Source organism: Candidatus Binatia bacterium, from assembly GCA_036493895.1.
Taxonomy (GTDB): Bacteria; Desulfobacterota; Binatia; order UBA1149; family CAITLU01; genus DATNBU01.
Window position 1 is genome coordinate 1 of sequence record DASXOZ010000037.1, and the last position, 17,576, is coordinate 17,576.

Genomic DNA, 17,576 nt, shown 5'->3' on the forward strand with positions numbered 1-17,576 from the left:
TCGGTCTTCCCGACGTCGACGGAATGGATCTGATCGGCAGGATCCGCGCCGAGTCGAAAGTTGCGATCATCGTGCTGTCGAGCCGCGGAGACGAGAAGGGCAAGGTCGAAGCTCTGGACCGGGGCGCCGACGACTACGTCACGAAGCCGTTCGGGATGTCCGAGCTCGTCGCGCGTATCACCACGGCGCTTCGACACCGGGTACAGCAGCAGGGCGCGGAGCCGCTGTTCGAGAGCGGCGATCTCAAGGTGGATCTCGTCCACCGGGTGGTCACGATCCGCGGTGAACAGGTTCACCTCTCGCCAAAGGAATACGACATCCTGCGGCTGCTCGTGTTGCATGCCGGCAAGGTGCTCACCCACAAGATGATCATCCAGGAAGTCTGGGGCACTCCCACCGACGTGCAGTACCTTCGGATCTACGTGCGCCAGCTCCGGCAGAAGCTCGAGCAGGAGCCGGAGCGACCGACGCATATCCTGACCGAGACCGGCGTGGGATACCGGCTGCGGATCGCGGACCAGTTTGCCGCCCCGCCCAGTCCGGGCTGAGCGGGACGGGAGCCCGGGGGCTGTTGCAAGCCATGCGCGATCCGCCAGTCGCACGCCCGGAAGCGACCCTGCAGCGGCGCCGCGGATGCACGCGCTGGCACGGCGCCGGCCGCAACCAGCCAGCCGCACGAACCTCGGTCCGGGGTTTCTGCGCAACCTGCTAAACTCCCCGGTGATGGACATGGACGACCTCGACATCGCGGCGCTGCGCCGTCTCGGCGGCGTCAAGTGGGCCGACTGCGACGACGGCGCGATTGCGGCGTGGGTGGCCGACATGGACTTCCCGGTCGCCGAGCCGATCGCGCGCGCGCTCTCGCAGATGCTCGAACGCTCCGACCTCGGCTACCCCGTCGCTCCGCGACCCGGCGCCCTGCCTTCGATCTTCGCCGCGCGCATGCGCGAGCGTTTCGGCTGGGACTTCGACCCCGAGCGCGTCGAAGTCGTGACCGACGTCGTGCAGGCCCTGCACCTGGCCGTCGATACGTTCAGCGAGGCGGGGGACTCGATCATCACTCCGCTGCCGATCTACCCGCCGTTCCTCGAAGCAGTCGAAGGGCAGGGAAGGGTGGCCGTGTGGCAGCGCTACGTTGCGAGCGGCGACGGTTACCGGATCGACGTTCCACGGCTTCGCTCCGAGCTGCAGCCCGCGACGCGGATGCTGCTCGTCTGCAATCCGCACAATCCGACGGGACGGGTGCTGACGACCAGCGAGCTGGCGGCGCTGGCGCAGATCGCGCTCGAGCGCGATCTCGTCGTCGTCAGTGACGAGATCCACTCCGATCTCGTGTACCCGGGCCGTGCGCACGTACCGATGGCCAGCCTCGGCAGCGAGATCGCCGCGCGTACGATCACGTTGTCGTCGGCGAGCAAGGCGTTCAACATCGCCGGTCTTCGCTGTGCCGTTGCGGTGTTCGGAACCCCCGAGCTGCAGCAGAGTTTCAACCGCATTCATCGCCACGCTCGCGGAGGCCTCGGTTCGTTCGGGCTCGCGGCGACCGCTGCCGCATGGACCGAAGGCCAACCATGGCTCGACGAAGTGCTCGCCTACCTGCAGGGCAATCGCGACCTGGTCGCCGACCACGCCGGCAGCTGCTGGCCCGGAGTCGTGCACTTTGCACCGGAAGCGACGTACCTCGCGTGGCTCGACTTTGGCGCGCTCGCGCTCGGCCGCTCCCCGCAGCGGTACTTTCTCGACAGTGCGCGCGTGCTGCTGTCGCCGGGCGAGGATTTCGGCGAGGCCGGGCGCGGCTGCGTGCGCCTGAACTTCGCAACGTCGCGGCCGATTCTTCGCGAGATTCTCGCGCGCCTCGACGGCGCGATCGAAAAGGCCGGGCAAGTCCGGTGAACGACAGGCCCAGGCGCGGCGGGCCCGGCGTCGGTCGGGCGCGGACGCGGCGCCGTCGCGGTTTTGCGTTGCAACGGCCAGCGGCATAAGCGCGGGACGAAATGGAAGAGAAGGATTTCATCGACGCCGGGCTGTACGATCCGGCCGCTCCCGACGCCGCCGGTCGCCTGGCGCTGCTAGGCTGGCTCGTCGCCAGGGGAATCACGCTCGAACAGATGACCCGGCACACAAAGGGCCTTTCCGGTCTCGCCGGCGACCTCGCGCTCAGACCCGGTCCCCGCTTTTCGCCGCGCGAGGTGGCCGAACGCGAGGCGATCGCGCTCGAAGACGTGATGACGCTTTCGCTCGCATCGGGCTTTGCTCCGGCCGATCCGGACGAGCCAACGTTCACCGAAGCGGACACGTCGGTTTTTGCAGCTTTCATGGGCGGCGCAGGAATGTTCGGCCGGGACGCGGTTCTGCGCTTCACGCGCGTCGTCGGCTCGTCGATGGCGCGCATCGCGGAGGCGGCAGTTTCGCTGTTCCAGGCCGAAGTCGAGCAGAAGCTGATCGACTCGGGCGCCTCGGAGCTCCACCTCGCCCAGCAGAACCTGACCGCAATCGAGAACCTCGGCAACGTCCGCTCGCTGCTCCACAACCTGTTCGCGGTCCACATGGAAACGGCGATACGCCGCATCCGGGAAGCCCGGCTCTCCCGCTCCCCCGACGCCGTGCGGTTCGCCGTCGGATTCGTCGACCTCGTCGGTTTCACGACGATCACCCGCGACATCCACGCACACGAGCTCGACCTCCTCGTCAGCCGCTTCGAGAACATCGCCTACGACGTCGTCGCGATGCACGACGGGCGCCTGGTCAAGCTGATCGGCGACGAGGTGATGTTCGTGACGCGCAGCACGGAGGCGGCGTGCAGCATCGCATTGACGCTGTTCGAAAGGTTTGCGCTCGACGGAGGTGTCACGCCGCGCGGTGCAATCGCTTACGGCGACATGCTCGTGCGCGGCGGCGACTACTACGGACCGATCGTCAATCTCGCTTCGCGCGTGGCACAGATCGCCGTGCCGAACGAATTGCTGGTGACGGCGGAGGTCGCGTCCCTCGCGACCGGCGGCGCGCTATCGTTCGAGGCAGCCGGCAAACGCATGCTGAAGGGATTCGACGCGCCGATTGCGCTGATGACCGCTGCCCGCGCGAAATGATGTCGACCGCTTCGCGCCGTTGCGCGAGCTCAGGCGGCGGAGCCGCCTGCGACGCGGCCGGGCCCGCTGCCGGGGCCGCGATGCCGGCAGCTTGCAGGCGAAGTCCCGGTCCAGCGCTTGAACGCCCGCGAGAATGACGAGAGGTCCGAGAAACCCAGCAGGTAGCTGATCTCCGTAACGGGCACGTGCGGATCCCGCACGTACTGCTCGGCCAGGTCGCGCCGCACCGAAGACAGCAGCTCGGTGAAGCTCGTGTGCTCGTCGTGAAGGCGGCGCTGCAGCGAGCGCCCGCTCAGCGCCAGCGACTTCGCGATCGATTCTTCCGAGGGCGTTCCCGACGGCAGCTCGTCGATCACGGCGCGCTTGACGCGCGACACGAGGTCGTCTTCCTGCAGGCGCTTGAGCATTTCGTCGAGCACGTGGTCGTTGCTGCGCGCCAGCTCGCGGTTGGAAGCGAGAAAAGGACGCGTCGTGTCTTCGGCGTGAAACGAGAGGCGCCACTCCTCGGCAGCGAACACGAACGAGGAGTGGAAGAAGCCGTCGAGCGCCGAGCAGTCGTCGGGGCGCGGGTACGTGAACGTCACCTGCGCCGGATTCACCGTCTCGCTGAGCGAGGAGCGGCACAGGTCCACGACGACCGCGGCTCGTCCTTCCTCGATCACCCGCCGTACGGCGTCGTCGCAGCGAAGCGTGCTGCAGTACAGGTGCGTGCGGTTTTCGGCGTGCTCCAGGCGAAGCTTCACGGACGTGTTGAGGACGGCGTGGTAGCGCACGAGGCGCTCGAGCGCCGTGCGCAGGTTCGCACTGGCCATGAACACGACGGCGATGCCGTGGAAATCGGTCGCGCGGTACACCTCGGCGAATTCCAGCCCGAGGTCGGGATCGCCTGCGACTTCGGCAGCGCGGCCCCACGCGGCGATGACGCGGTCGGACGGATAGCGGGCACGGGGCTGGTCGATCAGCGCGGGGTTCAGCCCGGCGTGCTTCAGGATCGGGGCGGGATCGATGCGCCGGCGCTCGAGCACGCGAAGCAGCAGGCGGATCTCCGAAGCGAGGAAAGTCCCGATCATGGCGGCTGGCTGCGCACGAATCCGGCCCGGAGCTCCCGGGTGGGTCCCCGGCACCGGGCTGTAGGCCGGTTGGCGCCGGCGATCAAGCGTGTGGCGGGGACGGTCAAGCCTGCCTACCCCCTTGGGCCTAGCTTGTCCCTGCGCCGGCCAATGGTGGCCGCAGTCGCGAAACCCCCGTGACAACGAGAACTTGCGCGGGGCGCTCGCCGAAGGGGGCCTCGCCATGTTCGTTTCCGCTGCCACTCAGGAATTCGACCTTTCCACGGCGCTCGACGGTGCGCTGCAACCCGAGCATCGCCTGATGCTGGCCGTGCTCGAGGACGCCGTGATGACGCTTCATGCCGGCATGAACTCCCGAAACCCGATCCGCCGCCGCTGCATGCAGGAAGTGGAGGAGTGGCTGCGAAGCCGGGACAGCGACTCGCCGTTTTCGTTCGAGAGCATCTGCGAAACCCTGCACCTGGATGCCGAGTACATTCGTGCCGGGCTGCGCCAGCTCCGCCGTCAAACCGGCCTCGCGGCTCCGGGGCCGATCAGGATCCGCCGGGAGCCGGCCCGATGCCGCCGTCCGGCGCGTCCGGTGGCCGGCGTGCAGGGTTGATGGTCCGGGACGATTCTCACGTTTCTTCGCTGGCGCAGCCGGGGGTCCGGGAGTAAAACTCGCCGAGTGCGGGTTGTCCCGGGGCTGCCCCCGGCGCCCCACGGTTCCTGTCGGCTGCGGGCGCCGGCAGGAGAGGGGAGAAATCGATGGGTGTCGTTTCGACGGACGCGATCGCCGACGTCGCGCCTCCGATCGCCAGCGTCGGCGCTGTCGGCGGTGCGATTGGCGCGATCGGCAATATTGGCACTTGGAAAGACGCGCGCATCCTCGCGGCCAGCGCCGTCAAGGCGACCGACGGCTACATCGTCAGCGCGCTGTTCGACAACGTCTTCTTCATCCTGTCGCCCGTGCTCGGCGTCCTGCTGATGGCGCTGTACTCGCTGCTGTTCCCGTTCTTCCCGAACGCTCTCGGGCCGCACCACATCGGCACCCACTACGAGCATCCCGCGACGTTCTTCGTCGGCGTCCTGACGATGGCGCACCTGTTCCTGGTCTTCTTCCGCAGCCACGCCAATCCGAAGATCTTCCGACTTTATCCAGGGCGTTTCGTGCTCGCACCGGCGATGATGCTCGTCGCGATGTGGTCCTCGCTGTGGGTCACCGTCCTCATGGCCATCCTCGGAGTGTGGTGGGACGTGTATCACTCGAGCCTGCAGACGTTCGGGCTCGGCCGCATCTATGACAGCAGGAAAGGCAACGACAGCCAGCGCGGGCGTCGCCTCGACTATTTCCTGAATCTCTTCCTGTACGCCGGCCCCATTCTCTCGGGTGCGTCGTTCATGGCGCACATCGAGAGTTTCCAGAAAGCTGCGAACCCGGGCCTGCCGGCGCCGGTCTACGCGCTGTCCGGCCTGACGGCCTGGGCGCAGCAGAACGCATCGAACATCCAGCACTGGATCATCCCGGTCGGTTGCGCCTACGTGGTCTTCTACATCGCGAGCTACGCGCGAATGGCGCGGGACGGCTACACGGTGTCGCCGCAGAAAGTCGCGCTGCTGGCGAGCACGGCAGTGACTTCCGTGACGGTGTGGGGGCTCAACCCCGCAGGCACCGCGTTCCTGATCATGAACTTCTTCCACGCCTTCCAGTATTTCGGCCTGGTGTGGACGATCGAGAACGGCAACATCCAGCGCGTGTTCGGGCTGGCCGGGCGCAAGCAAGCCAAGCCGCTGGCGCTGGCTCTGTTCGTCGTCGTTCCGGCGGCCTACGGCGTCTGGTCGTGGCTGGTGCCGAACACTCTCTCGACGATCGGGAGCTTCACGATGGGGCGCCTGGCTGTGGCGTCCGTGCTGACGGTCTCGATCTGCCACTTCTGGTGGGACGGCTTCATCTGGTCGGTGCGCAAGCGTCAGGTCTGAGCGGACGCCCGTAATCCCCGGTTTTTGCAGTCACTTCGCAGGCAGCGGCAATTCGCCGCCGCCGCGCGGGCGAGCGTGCACTCCTTCGGTTTGACCTTTTGGCGTCTAATTGAATATAGTTTTCAAAATCAGAAACGGGGGGAGCCGCTCTCCCGGAGGGAACCTGTCGTGAACCTGCGCTCCATATCCTCGATGGCGTGGACCGGCCTCGTCGCGCTGGCGCTCGTTGCGCTGCCTGCCGTGCCGTCACTGGCCGACGACGCCGAAATCCGCCGCAAGCTCGAGGATCTCGAGAAGCGCCAGGCCGCAATGGCCCGCGAGCAGGCCGAGATGAACCAGGAGATGAACGAGCTGAAGGCGATGCTCGGCAACGGCGCGCCCGGTGCGAGGAAAGCGGCCGTCGCGGGTTCCCCGGCGCTACCCGCCGCAGTGACTGCGCCGGCCGATGCCTCCACGAATGTTGCGCCTGCTGCCGCCGAGGCGACTCGCGTCGACGAAGTCGAGCGCAAGCAGAACGTGATCACCGAGGAGGTGCGCAAGATCAAGGAAGCGCTCGTCGTGCCGGAGACGACGGAGCTCAAGAGCGCGTACGGGCAGGGCCCGGCAGCGTCCAAGGTCTACAGCGTCACGCGCGGAGTCTCGATCGGCGGCTACGGCGAGTACAACTACGAGGGCGTCGTCTCCGATCGAAGCGGCCAGAGTGACAAGTTCGACATGGCAAGGCTGGTCCTTTACACCGGCTACAAGTTCAGCGACCGATTCCTCTTCAACTCCGAGGTCGAGTTCGAACACGGGCTGACGGCTCGCGACGGCGACGGCGAAGTGCACGTCGAGTTCGCCAACGTCGATGCGCTGCTGGATCCTCGCATCAACCTGCGCGCCGGGTTGATGCTGATGCCGGTCGGTTTCATCAACGAGATCCACGAGCCCCCGTTCTATCACGGCAACTTGAGGCCCCCGGTCGAGGTGCAGATCCTGCCGTCGACGTGGAGCTCCGGCGGCGTCGGCGTCTTCGGCGAGCTCGCGCCGGCACTGACGTACCGCACGTACGCGGTGGTGGGCCTGGACGCCAGTGGATTCTCGGCGGACGGCATCAGCGAGGGCCGCCAGGAAGGCACCGAAAACGCGAAGAACTGGGGCTGGGTAGGGCGCGTCGACTACAATCCGATCGCGATGCTGACGATCGGCGGATCGGCTTACGTCGGCGATTCGGGACAGGGGCACAGCTATGGCAATTCGGTCAGCGGGCTGCGCAAGGCCGACGTGTTCACGCAGGTCTACGAGACCCACGCGCAGCTTCGCACCCACGGCCTGGAGCTGAGGTTGCTCGGCGCCTGGGTCGACGTCGGCGACGCGCTGGCGCTCAGCCTCGACGAGAACATCAATCCGGGCGTCGTCGACCCGAAGTCGCCGAGCCGGCCGGTAGCCGGTCGCCAGTTCGGCTGGTACGGCGAAGCCGCGTACGACGTGATGCCGCTGCTGCGGCCCGACTCGGGACAGTACCTGGCGCCGTGGCTGCGCTACTCGCGGATCGACACCCAGAGCCAGGTGCCGTCGGGCTTCACGTCCGATCCTCTCGGCGACTACGACGTCTTCGAGGTCGGTCTCGACTACAAGCCGGTGCCCCAGCTCGTCTTCAAGGTGGACTACCGCAACCAGGATCCCCATCACGGCAAGCTTCCCGATGAAGTGCACGTCGGAGCGGGATTTGCGTACTGAGCGAACCGCAGGCTTCGGCTTCGAGGCGGTCGTGCTCGCCACCATCGCCACGATCGCGACGTTCGCCGCGCTCGCGACGCCGTGCCCGGCCAGGATTTTCCTCGCGCGCGACGAAGCGCTCAAGCTCGCGTTCCCCGACGCCGACCGCGTCGAGACGCGCGACGTGATCCTGACCGTGGAGCAGCACAAGAAGATCGAAGCGCTGGCCGCGGCGCCGCTGGATTCGGACCTGGTGACGATCTATGTCGGCTGGAAAGGCACGACGCCCGCGGCGTACGCGATCTTCGACACGCACACGGTGAGGACCTTTCCCGAGACGTTCCTCGTCGTGATCTCTCCCGAAGGAGCCGTCGTGGCCACGCACATCCTGGCTTTCCACGAGCCGGAAGAATACATGCCCAGCCCCCGCTGGCTGGCGACATTCAAGGACAGGAAACTCGGGGACGACCTCAAGGTCGGCAGCGGCGTCGTCGCGATCACCGGGTCGACGCTGTCGACCCATGCCGTCACCTCGGGCATCCGCCGCGTGCTGGCCGTCTGGAACGTCGTCATCGGAGGCAAGTAAGCGATGCGGTTCGTCGTTACCGGAGAGTGGACGCGCAACCATCTCCTCAAGTCGATCGTCTGGTGCTTCCTCGGCTACACGCTGCTGCTGTGGATCAGCAACTTCGGGATGTACTTCTCGAAGATGACGCTCGCGCCGGGATCGGTCGTCGATTACTACCTCGGCAACGACGCGGCTTTTCTGCAACCGCGCACCTTGCAGGGCATGCTCGAAGTGCTGCACATGCACGCGTTCGCGATGGGCATCCTGTTGCTGACGCTGACGCACCTGCTGCTGTTCGTGCCGATCCCGATGCGCGCCAAGGCGTGGGGAATCTGCACGGCATTCGTCTCCGGAGTCGGTGACGAGCTGGCGGGCTGGGGCGTGCGCTTCGTCAGTCCGCACTTCGCGATCGTCAAGGTCGGTTTCTTCGTGCTCATGCAGAGCGTGCTGCTCGTGCTGATGGTCCTGGTCGTGCGCGCGCTGCTGTTCGACCAGCCGAGTGCCTACACCGAAGGCGATCCGGAAGCACAGGCGGAATTCGAAGAATGAACCTCGCGCCGTGGCGCGCGGTGGACGGGGCAGCCGCGCGCGGACTGGCTCGAGCGGCTTTCGTCGCGACGGCCACTCTCTTCGCCATCTCTTCATGCGCGACGCTGGCCGGAGCGGCCGTCGCACGCCAGGGCCAGGTCGTCATGGGCACGGTGCTGACCGTGACCGTCGTGGCGAACGATCGCGACGAGGCCGAATCGCTCGCCGCCGCGTCCATCGACGAAGCAAGGCGCTGGGACGAGGCACTGACGATCTGGCGTGAGAGCGGCGAGCTCGCGCGGCTGAACCGCGCTGCGGGCAGCGGCGACATTGCCGTTGGCTCGCGGTTGCGCTTCGGGCTCGCGTCGATGCTCGAATACGCCGCCGAGACCTCCGGCGCATTCGAGCCCGAGGTCGCGATCCTTCCCGATCGCGGAGACCCCGCGACCGTGCTGCGCGGAATCGCCCACACGTTGCACCTCTCGCCATCGACGGCATCGCTCGAGAAGGGCAGCGCGCTCGATCCCGGCGCGATCGGCAAGGGGCTCGCGCTGGATGCCATCGTGGAAATGCTCGAGGCCCACGGCATTGGTTCGGCGTTCCTCGATTTCGGCGGGTCGAGCCAGACGGCCGTCGGCGTGTCGCCCGGAGACCCGCGGGGTTGGACGGTGGCAGTCGCTTCGCTCGGCGCGACGCCTCACGGCGTGCTGCGCCTGCGTGACGAGTCGGTGTCCACCTCTGTCGCCGGCGCCGCCGACACCAAGCCGATCCTCGACCCGCGCAGCCGGATGCCGGTGCCGGCGCCGCGCCTGGCAACCGTGAGGTGCCGCTCGGCGGCGGCGGCCGACGCGTGGTCCACCGCGCTCGTCGTGCTCGGCCCGGGCGGGATGGCCGCGGCACGGGCCCGCTCGGTCGAGTCTCTCGTGGAGGGTGGCTCCGGAACCGCGGTCTCCCCGGGGATGGGCCTCATCCGGGGAAAACCCAGGGAAAAACACGCGGGAAAGGACTGAGATTCCGGGGATGTAAGATTTTAGTTGAAAACGAAAATCAAATTCCCCATACTTGGGTCAGCCGGAGAAGCGGCCCTCGGCACCTCGGCACCTCGGAAAAAGAGACATGATCGTTTGTGAATGCACAGGTACCAGCGACGCGGAAATCCGCCGCATTGCGCGCCGTGGCGCCACCCGCGTCTCCCAGGTGACCGCCGTCTGCGGAGCAGGAGGCTGCTGCCAGAGCTGCCGTCCCGCCATCGCCCGCATCCTCAAGGGCGCCGCCGTCGCCAGGGCCGAAGCCTCGGCCGAGGCGGCCACCCCTGCCGACGATCTCGCCGTCGCCGTCTGATTCCACTGCGCCCCGCCAACTGCGAGTTGCGACCTGCGCGAGCACTTCGCGCCGAACATCCGCGCGCTTCCTCGTCAGCCTGAAATCGCCTTGCGGATCCCCCCGCTGACGAGCACCGTCACGTCTGCCAGCGCCTGCGGCAACTGCCACGCCGTCGCGCAAGCGAGGTAGCGCGGCGTCCACTCCGGATCGAACTTGTTCTTGTAGCGGCGCAGCCCTTCGAAGTTGTAGAAGTGCTCGCCGTAGCGGTAGACGAGTCGGCCGGCAGCGGCCCACAGCGTTCCGGGCGCGTACTCGTCGAGTCCTGCGAGCGGCGCCATGCCGAGGCTGAACCACTTGTAGTTGCTGTCGCGGCCCCAGAGCATCAGCGACGTGAACAGGTAGTCCATCAGCCCGTTGGGCGAGTCCCTCGTGTAGCGCATCAGGTCGATCGTCAGCTCTTCGGCGGTGCCGCCGAGCCAGAGGTTCGCGAACGCGCACAACTTGTCGGCCCGTTCGACGACTGCGCACGGGTTTTCCGACACGTACGCTTCGTCGAAGAAGCCGAGCGAGAATCCCTTCTCGGCGGCCGCTTTTTCTTCGAGCCATTCGTCGGAGATCTGCCGCAGCTCCGGAAGGCGCCGCGCAACCTCTTCCTGCGGCATCAGGCGGAAGCGATAGCCGTCGCGCTCGAGGTTGCGGCGCACGCGGCGGAACTCGCTTCCTTCCTTGCCGTCCAGTGCGAACGCCGCAAGGTCCACGCGCGCTTCCTCGCCGAGCTTGAACAGCGACATCCCGAGATCGAGGTACAGGTCGATGCGCCTCGAGCCGATCTCGTAGAAAATGCAGCGTGCGTCGAAATCGTCCGCGAGGCTCTGGAAGCTCCACAGGAGGTCGGACCACTCTTCCTCGGGACCGACCGGGTCTCCCATCGTGACCCACGATCTCCCGTTGACGCCGTACATCAGGAACGCCGTGCGCGTCTGGTTGAACAACAACACCTTGTCGCGAAGCATCGCCAGGTTTCCACTGGTGCCGGACGTCGTCGCGATCACGCGGCGCGCGTCGTCGAGGTCGGCCTGGGCCGGAAGCTGGGGCTGTACTCGCGCTGCGCGCAGCAGCCGCAGCACCGCGAACACGAGCAGCACGACGCTGGTGCCGACGCTCGCACGCATCCAGCGGGGCGCGTGCGCGTGCAGCGCGAACTCCCACCACAGCTCCTTGCGGTAGTGCACGCTCTCGAACGCGACGAAGCCGAGCGCCACTGCGGTCAGCGATGCGACGAGCACCGCCGCGACCCACGGAGCGGTCAGAGGCTCGTTGAGCAGCGCGGACTTCCGGTAGAAGCTGTCGCGCCCGAGGCGGAGCGCGGCGAGCAGCACGAGCAGGAACGCGGCCAGCTCGATGTGGGCGGCCGCCAGGATCGCGGAGATGGCGCCGAGGGCCAGTGCCCAGCTGCCGAAGCGAAGCGCCGCGTCGAGGCGTCGCTGCAGGCTGTGCGCGACGAGAAGCAGCAGGGTGCCGGCAATGCTCGCGGTAAAGTGTGCGAGCTCGATGATCGGCAGCGGCAGCAGCGCGCCGAGAGTCCGGAACCGCGAGTTGATCGGCGGCTCGGCGCCCGCGAACAGCAGCGCGACACCGCCGGCGAACGAGCCGATGGCGAGCCACGACGGCGCGATGGAGGCGATGCCCTGGACGGCCGGCGCGAGCACGCCGCCGATGGTGCGCCGCTGGCGTTTTGCCTCGTGCCACAGCAGCAGCAGCGAGCCGGCCCCGAGCGGAACCAGGTAGTAGCAGACGCGGAAGACCAGCACGCTGGCCAGGATCGCTGCGTTCGTCGCTCCCTTGCCCGCAAGCAGAAGGAGCATCATCGACTCGAGGATTCCGAGGCCGCCGGGGACGTGGCTGATGAGGCCGACCACGGTCGACAACAGGTAGCACGCGAGGAACGGTGCCCAGCCGATGGCGAGCGTCGACGGCATCACGCAGTACAGCGCGCTTCCCGCCAGTCCCCAGTCGAAGATGCCGCAGACGATCTGTGCACTGACGATGTCGGGTGTCGGAAGCGACAGCTCGATGCCGCGGATGCTCAGCGGGGTGCGGCGGATTGCCGACCATCCGAGCAGCGCGAGCACCGGCGCAGCGAACACCAGCGCGAGGTAACGCGTGTCGTGCATCTCCGGCAGGAAGCGCACCGGCGGAAACGCGGCAGGCTCGATGAGGAACACGATCGCGGCCAGCGACAGGAATCCGATCCAGAATCCCGTCGTGCAGAACACGATGATGCGCGCGATGTCGGCCGCCGGTACTCCCCACGACGAATAGAGCCGGTAGCGGATCGAGCTTCCGGCCAGGTTGCCGAAGCCGACGTTGTGGCCGACCGAGTAGCTGATGAACGACGTCAGCGCCGTTCGCGTCCAGCCGAGGTGGCTGCGCACGTAGACGCCGGCCAGCGTGTCGTAGCCCGTGAGCGCGAAGTAACCGCCTGCCGACAGCAGCAGGCACAGGAGGATCTGCAGCGGCGGCAGCGTCGACATCGACGCGCGCAGGTCCTCGTAGTGGTACTCGCGCATCGCATCGCGAACGGCCCACGCGGCCGCCGCGACGATGACGAGGCTGGCTGCGACGCCGATCACGCGGCGCACACGGGTGCCGAAGATCATCGGGTGCGGAGCATCCATGGCGAATTCGGCGGCGGCGGCGGCGCGAGCCCGGCACCGGAGCCGGTTCCACGCCGACTGGCGTGTGCGCGAGCAGGCCGGCGTCCCGCCGGCCCCTTTCTCACGCGAGTCCCCGCCGTCGCAGCATCGGCAATTATGCGGTTGCCGCTCTGCAGAGGCGAAAGCCTGTGATGCGTCTCGCCCGGGGAAGGGGCCGATGGCGAGGGCGATGGGGCCCACGCGAGCATCGTGGGAGTCGCCTTCGAAAACGTCAGTTGCCCGCGCACAAAAGATAAGGTGGGTTACGCAGGATGACGGCGTACTCAGGATCGATCCGGCTTCGACGCGCGATCGGGAAGCCGGCCGCGTGCATCGGCCTGGTGCTCGCGCTGCTGTCGGGCTGCGGGGGCGGTGCCGCCGAGCCGGCGCTCGATACCGGAAGGCTCGGCAGGATCGACCTGCGCCCGGCCACCGGGCCGTCGCGTGGCCTGGTGTTCCTGTTCTCGGGCGCCCAGGGGTGGGGTGCCCGAGAAGTTGCCGCCGCCACCGTCCTGTCGAGCCGCGGCGCGATCGTGATCGGTGTCGATCTTCCCCAGTACCGTGCGGCCCTCGACAAGCACGACGGCGAATGCCTGTACCTCCTGAGCGAGATCGAAGCGCTCAGCCAGCAGGTCCAGCGCCAGCTCGGCGTCGAGCGCTACTTCTCTCCGATCATGGCCGGACTGGGTGAAGGCGGCACGCTGGTGACGGCCGCGCTGGCCCAGACTCCGGATGCGACCGTGGCCGGGTCCGTGGCGGTCGATCCCACCGAGACGCTGCGCACGCGGCTGCCGCTCTGCGAGGGTGCGACGTTCTCCAAAGGCCCCTCGGGCTTCCGCTACGCCGCTGCGGAGTCGTTGCCGGGATTCCTGTCGATCGGTTTTTCGCCCGCGGCCGATGCCGCCGGTCGCAGCCACATTCTGGCGATCCAGAAGGACGGCCCCGGCATCCAGGTCGATCGCGACGAGGCGGGGGCGACCAAGCCGCTGGCAGCCGCCGAAGACGCGACGAGCCTGCTCATCGAGCTCGTCACGGCGCACCTTGCCGAGCCGCAGCCTGCGCACGCCGCTGCGGCCTACGTCGTCGAAATGCGCTCGAAGATTCAGGCTGCGCCACTGGTCATCATTCTTTCCGGTGACGGAGGATGGAGGGACCTCGACAAGACCATTGCCGGCAGCCTTCACGATCGCGGGCTGAACGTCATCGGCTGGGACAGCCTGCGCTACTTCTGGAACGAAAAGTCTCCCGACGACCTTGCCAAGGATCTCGCCGACGTGGTCACGAGCTACAGCCGCGACTGGCAGGCTCCGGCCGTGGCGCTCGTCGGCTACTCCTTCGGCGCCGACGTGATTCCGTTCGCGTACAACCGCTTCGACCAGCCGACGCGCGATCACATCAAGATGCTCTCGCTGCTCGGCCTGTCGGACGCTGCGGATTTCGAGATCCGCGTCACCGGATGGCTCGGAGGCAAGTCCTCCGACAAGGCGCTGCCGCTGCGCAACGAGATGGCGAAGATCCCGCCTGCGCTGATCCAGTGCTTCTACGGAGAGGAAGAAGACGACAGCGGGTGCCCCGCGCTGGATCCGACGAAGATCGAAGTCATCAAGACCCAGGGGGAGCACCATTTCGACGGCAACTACGAGGCGCTGGCCGGCCGCATTCTCGCCGGCCTCGCGCGCCGCGGCGTCGGACTGGCCCTGACGCCGCCACCGTTTCCGGGGTCACCCGCGCCGGCCGCGCCGTCGCCCGAATCGGTTGTGGCGTCGCCGCCCGAATCGGCTGTGGCGCCGCAGCCCGGAGCGGCCGTGGCGCCGCCGCCCGGATCGCCCGCGCCGCCCAAGCCGTAAGCTTACAGGTCGCGCAGCACGCGCTTGAGCACTTTGCCTGTCGGATTGCGCGGCAGCTCGTCGAGAAAGACGATGTCGCGCGGCACCTTGTAACGCGCGAGGTGTTCCTTGACGTACAGTTTCAGCTCCGAGTCGGTGATCGAACCGTTGTTCTCGCTGACGACGTAAGCCTTGAGCCTCTGCCCGAACTCGTCGTCCGGCACGCCGATGACCGCCGCTTCGCGCACCGCCGGATGGTCCGACAGCAGATCCTCGACTTCGCGCGGGAAGACGTTCTCGCCGCCCGAGATGATCATGTCGTCGTCACGGCCGTCGACGAACAGCAGCCCGTCGTCGTCGAAGTGCCCGACGTCGCCGCTGGACATCAGGCCGTCGATGACTTCCTTGTTGCCGCCGCCGGTATAGCCGTCGAACTGGTTGTCGTTGGCGACGAAGATGCGGCCGATGACTCCTGTGCCGACGGGGCATCCTTCCGGGTCCAGGATCCGTACCCTGGTGCCGCGGGGCGGACGGCCGGCGGTTCCAGGCGCGGCACGCAGCTCGTCGGGCATCGCGATGCTGGCCTGGGCGACCTCGGTGGAGCCGTAGAAATTGTAAACGTGATCGCCGAACGTGTTCATCCAGCGCAGCGCCAGCTCACCGGGAAGCGCCGAGCCGCTGGCCGCGACGACGCGGAGCGAGCGGCAGTCGTAGCGGCGGATCACGTCGTCTTCGAGAGCGCAGATTCGCTGCATCATCACCGGGACCACGGCGAGCACCTGCGGCTTGTGCTCGTGGATCGTCTTCAGCGTGTCCTCGGGGTCGAAGCGGTTGCGCATCACGATCGTGTTCGAGAGCATCGAACCGAGCAGCAGGTGAGCGCCGCCCCACGAGTGGAATGCCGGCGCGGCGACGTAGGACTTCTCGCCGACACGGAGCGGCATGCGGCCGAGCAGCCCGACGAGCGAATCGAGGCCGGTGCGACGCGCCTGGCGCCGCGCGCCCTTGGGCGTGCCGGTCGTTCCGGAAGTCAGGATGGTCATGCGGCCGTGCTTCGGCGGCGGCTCGACCTCGGCGGCGCTGTGCATGCGCACGAGGTCGTCCATCGTCGTGATGCCGTGATCGGCGCTCGACAGCGTGAGGATGCGCGTGCGATCTCCGGCGCCCTTCTCGATGATCGGCAGGAACTCTTCGTCGAACATCACGACACTGCAGCCCTCGCGCTCGAGGACCTCGTGCAGCTGCGGGGCGGCAAAGCCGGTGTTGATCAGCAACGCGTTCGCGCCGAGCTTGTTCAGCGCGACCGTCGCTTCGACGAAACCTCGATGGTTGCGCGCGTAAAGCCCGACCGCTTCGCCGCAGCGCACGCCGGCCGACGCGAGCCCGCGCGCGATCGCGTTGGTGCGCGCCTCGATTTCGCCGAACGTCATCGGCGGCCCCACTTCGTCGACGAGGCCGACGTCTGCGGGGCGCCTCGCTGCGGAAGAGGCAAATCCGGCAGCCGGCATCGAGCCGTACTTGCCGGCGAACTTTGCCAGGCCGCCGAGGAAGGTCGGTCGCAGGATCCCGGCTGCGCCGAGAACTTCGAATACTTCGAGGAAGCGGGCGACGGAGCCGCCCTGCCCGGTACCGCGCAGGCTCATCCGGCGCTTCCTACGCGAGCCACGCGAACAAGGGAACAGGGGGCGCGTGCCGGGCCGCTGCGGCTCCAGGACCCATTCGCAGTTTCCGCGCGTTTTTCGGGGACCTCCCGGCGGCGGGGCGGGAGTTTGATCGCCCCGCAGTCGTCTGTTATGCACGCTGGCTCGGTTGTTCACCACCCGGCCCTTTAAGGTAAGGGGTCGTAGTTCAGTCGGTTAGAACGCTGGCCTGTCACGCCAGAGGTCGCGAGTTCGAGTCTCGTCGGCCCCGCCACTTTCTTACCGGGTCGTGGGACAACGAATAGGTGCATATGCAGCAGAAGGTCACCAGAAGCCTGACGGTCGAAGAGGCGCTTGCCGCGCGCCAGTGGTACCTCATCGACGCGGACGGGCAGGTGCTCGGTCGCCTGGCCACGCGGGTCGCCGGGATTCTTCGGGGCAAGCACAACCCGGCTTTCACCCCCCACGTCGATTGCGGCGACTTCGTCGTCATCGTCAATGCGGACAAGATCCGCATCACGGGCAACAAGGCCCGGGGCAAGATCCATTACACGCACTCCGGCTATCCCGGAGGCACCAAGGCGCGGTCGGCCGGAGACATCCTGGCCAACGATCCGGCCAAGCTCGTCCGCCAGGCCGTCGTCGGCATGCTGCCGCGCAACCGCCTGGGCAGGCAGCTGGCCACCAAGCTCAAGATTTACGCCGGCGTCGAGCATCCCCACGTCGCCCAGCAGCCCCACCAGCTCGCGGTCTGATCGCCGCGCGGGAATCGACCATGGCACTTACGACCGACAACTCCCTGGCAACCGGCAAGCGAAAGTGCGCGATCGCGCGGGTCTGGGTGCGCCCGGGCGGCGGCAACATCTCGATCAACGGCCGCCAGATCGAAGACTACCTGCCGCGGCCTACGCTGCGCATGATCATCGCGCAGCCGTTCGAGCTGATCGGCAGGCCGACGGGCTACGACGTGCGAGTCACCGTCACCGGAGGCGGCGTCGCCGCGCAGGCAGGCGCGATCCGCCACGGCATCTGCCGCGCGCTCGTGGATGCAGAGCCCGAGCTTCGGCCGGCGCTCAAGCGCGCCGGGTTCCTCACGCGCGATTCGCGCGTGGTCGAGCGCAAGAAGTACGGCCGCCACAAGGCCCGCAAGCGTCCGCAGTACTCGAAGCGATAATCGCC

The 17,576-nt window shown here is 67.5% G+C and carries 15 protein-coding genes, 1 tRNA gene and 1 pseudogene; 14 read left to right on the forward strand and 3 right to left on the reverse strand.

The annotated features are described in order from the left end of the window. From VGK20_09515 to VGK20_09525, 3 genes are all read left to right on the forward strand, one after another. Window positions 1-548: winged helix-turn-helix domain-containing protein (locus VGK20_09515; GenBank protein ID HEY2774276.1), on the forward strand; the 548-nt coding region annotated here is incomplete at its 5' end. Between the two features lie 175 nt (window positions 549-723). Further along, the gene (locus VGK20_09520) at window positions 724-1,893 is read left to right on the forward strand and encodes a PatB family C-S lyase (GenBank protein HEY2774277.1); all 1,170 of its coding nucleotides are present in this window, start codon (window positions 724-726) and stop codon (window positions 1,891-1,893) included. 101 nt (window positions 1,894-1,994) lie between these two features. Further along, window positions 1,995-3,089, forward strand: a complete 1,095-nt coding sequence (locus tag VGK20_09525) for an adenylate cyclase regulatory domain-containing protein (GenBank protein ID HEY2774278.1) — start codon at window positions 1,995-1,997, stop codon at window positions 3,087-3,089. Window positions 3,090-3,118: 29 nt separating this feature from the next. Here the strand turns inward: VGK20_09525 and VGK20_09530 are convergent, their stop codons facing one another. Further along, a complete protein-coding gene (locus tag VGK20_09530) occupies window positions 3,119-4,159 on the reverse strand; it encodes an AraC family transcriptional regulator (GenBank protein ID HEY2774279.1) in 1,041 nt (346 codons plus the stop codon). A gap of 223 nt (window positions 4,160-4,382) precedes the next feature. Between VGK20_09530 and VGK20_09535 the strand changes: the two genes are divergently transcribed. From VGK20_09535 to VGK20_09565, 7 genes are all read left to right on the forward strand, one after another. Further along, a complete protein-coding gene (locus VGK20_09535) occupies window positions 4,383-4,760 on the forward strand; it encodes a hypothetical protein (protein HEY2774280.1) in 378 nt (125 codons plus the stop codon). A gap of 146 nt (window positions 4,761-4,906) precedes the next feature. Beyond that, window positions 4,907-6,118: a hypothetical protein gene (locus VGK20_09540; protein ID HEY2774281.1), complete on the forward strand. Its 1,212-nt coding sequence runs from the start codon at window positions 4,907-4,909 to the stop codon at window positions 6,116-6,118. Between the two features lie 168 nt (window positions 6,119-6,286). After that, on the forward strand, window positions 6,287-7,837 hold the full coding sequence (locus VGK20_09545; GenBank protein ID HEY2774282.1) for a hypothetical protein: 1,551 nt from the start codon (window positions 6,287-6,289) through the stop codon (window positions 7,835-7,837). Further along, complete coding sequence (locus VGK20_09550) at window positions 7,827-8,402, forward strand: FMN-binding protein (GenBank protein ID HEY2774283.1); 576 nt, start codon at window positions 7,827-7,829, stop codon at window positions 8,400-8,402. Before VGK20_09545 ends, VGK20_09550 begins: the two co-directional genes overlap by 11 nt. 3 nt (window positions 8,403-8,405) lie before the next feature. Then, window positions 8,406-8,933: a hypothetical protein gene (locus VGK20_09555; GenBank protein ID HEY2774284.1), complete on the forward strand. Its 528-nt coding sequence runs from the start codon at window positions 8,406-8,408 to the stop codon at window positions 8,931-8,933. Continuing rightward, on the forward strand, window positions 8,930-9,922 hold the full coding sequence (locus tag VGK20_09560; GenBank protein HEY2774285.1) for an FAD:protein FMN transferase: 993 nt from the start codon (window positions 8,930-8,932) through the stop codon (window positions 9,920-9,922). Before VGK20_09555 ends, VGK20_09560 begins: the two co-directional genes overlap by 4 nt. Before the next feature lie 106 nt (window positions 9,923-10,028). Next, window positions 10,029-10,253 carry a (2Fe-2S)-binding protein gene (locus tag VGK20_09565; protein ID HEY2774286.1) on the forward strand — a complete coding sequence of 75 codons (225 nt, stop codon included), beginning with the start codon at window positions 10,029-10,031 and terminating at the stop codon, window positions 10,251-10,253. Window positions 10,254-10,327: 74 nt separating this feature from the next. Here the strand turns inward: VGK20_09565 and mprF are convergent, their stop codons facing one another. After that, complete coding sequence (gene mprF / locus VGK20_09570; protein HEY2774287.1) at window positions 10,328-12,913, reverse strand: bifunctional lysylphosphatidylglycerol flippase/synthetase MprF; 2,586 nt, start codon at window positions 12,911-12,913, stop codon at window positions 10,328-10,330. A gap of 290 nt (window positions 12,914-13,203) precedes the next feature. Here mprF and VGK20_09575 point away from each other — a divergent pair, with 290 nt between their 5' ends. After that, window positions 13,204-14,778, forward strand: coding sequence for an AcvB/VirJ family lysyl-phosphatidylglycerol hydrolase (locus tag VGK20_09575; GenBank protein ID HEY2774288.1), 1,575 nt, complete (start codon window positions 13,204-13,206; stop codon window positions 14,776-14,778). A 2-nt stretch (window positions 14,779-14,780) separates the two neighbouring features. Here the strand turns inward: VGK20_09575 and VGK20_09580 are convergent, their stop codons facing one another. Beyond that, a complete protein-coding gene (locus VGK20_09580) occupies window positions 14,781-16,400 on the reverse strand; it encodes an AMP-binding protein (protein ID HEY2774289.1) in 1,620 nt (539 codons plus the stop codon). A gap of 194 nt (window positions 16,401-16,594) precedes the next feature. Here VGK20_09580 and VGK20_09585 point away from each other — a divergent pair. The 3 genes and pseudogenes from VGK20_09585 to rpsI all read left to right on the forward strand — a co-directional run bounded on the left by VGK20_09585 (window position 16,595) and on the right by rpsI (window position 17,571). Then, a tRNA-Asp gene (locus tag VGK20_09585) sits at window positions 16,595-16,671 on the forward strand. Window positions 16,672-16,708: 37 nt separating this feature from the next. Further along, window positions 16,709-17,152: a 50S ribosomal protein L13 gene (rplM, locus tag VGK20_09590; protein ID HEY2774290.1), complete on the forward strand. Its 444-nt coding sequence runs from the start codon at window positions 16,709-16,711 to the stop codon at window positions 17,150-17,152. A gap of 41 nt (window positions 17,153-17,193) precedes the next feature. Beyond that, window positions 17,194-17,571: pseudogene (gene rpsI, locus VGK20_09595) on the forward strand (30S ribosomal protein S9). Window positions 17,572-17,576 lie beyond the last annotated feature (5 nt).

What these genes read in the sequence shown, in the direction of transcription:
- VGK20_09520 (HEY2774277.1), top strand. Translation starts at nt 724, where the DNA reads ATGGACATGGACGACCTCGACATCGCGGCGCTGCGCCGTCTCGGCGGC.
- VGK20_09525 (HEY2774278.1), top strand. Translation starts at nt 1,995, where the DNA reads ATGGAAGAGAAGGATTTCATCGACGCCGGGCTGTACGATCCGGCCGCT.
- VGK20_09530 (HEY2774279.1), bottom strand. Translation starts at nt 4,159, where the DNA reads ATGATCGGGACTTTCCTCGCTTCGGAGATCCGCCTGCTGCTTCGCGTG.
- VGK20_09535 (HEY2774280.1), top strand. Translation starts at nt 4,383, where the DNA reads ATGTTCGTTTCCGCTGCCACTCAGGAATTCGACCTTTCCACGGCGCTC.
- VGK20_09540 (HEY2774281.1), top strand. Translation starts at nt 4,907, where the DNA reads ATGGGTGTCGTTTCGACGGACGCGATCGCCGACGTCGCGCCTCCGATC.
- VGK20_09555 (HEY2774284.1), top strand. Translation starts at nt 8,406, where the DNA reads ATGCGGTTCGTCGTTACCGGAGAGTGGACGCGCAACCATCTCCTCAAG.
- VGK20_09560 (HEY2774285.1), top strand. Translation starts at nt 8,930, where the DNA reads ATGAACCTCGCGCCGTGGCGCGCGGTGGACGGGGCAGCCGCGCGCGGA.
- VGK20_09565 (HEY2774286.1), top strand. Translation starts at nt 10,029, where the DNA reads ATGATCGTTTGTGAATGCACAGGTACCAGCGACGCGGAAATCCGCCGC.
- mprF (HEY2774287.1), bottom strand. Translation starts at nt 12,913, where the DNA reads ATGGATGCTCCGCACCCGATGATCTTCGGCACCCGTGTGCGCCGCGTG.
- VGK20_09575 (HEY2774288.1), top strand. Translation starts at nt 13,204, where the DNA reads ATGACGGCGTACTCAGGATCGATCCGGCTTCGACGCGCGATCGGGAAG.
- VGK20_09580 (HEY2774289.1), bottom strand. Translation starts at nt 16,400, where the DNA reads ATGAGCCTGCGCGGTACCGGGCAGGGCGGCTCCGTCGCCCGCTTCCTC.
- rplM (HEY2774290.1), top strand. Translation starts at nt 16,709, where the DNA reads ATGCAGCAGAAGGTCACCAGAAGCCTGACGGTCGAAGAGGCGCTTGCC.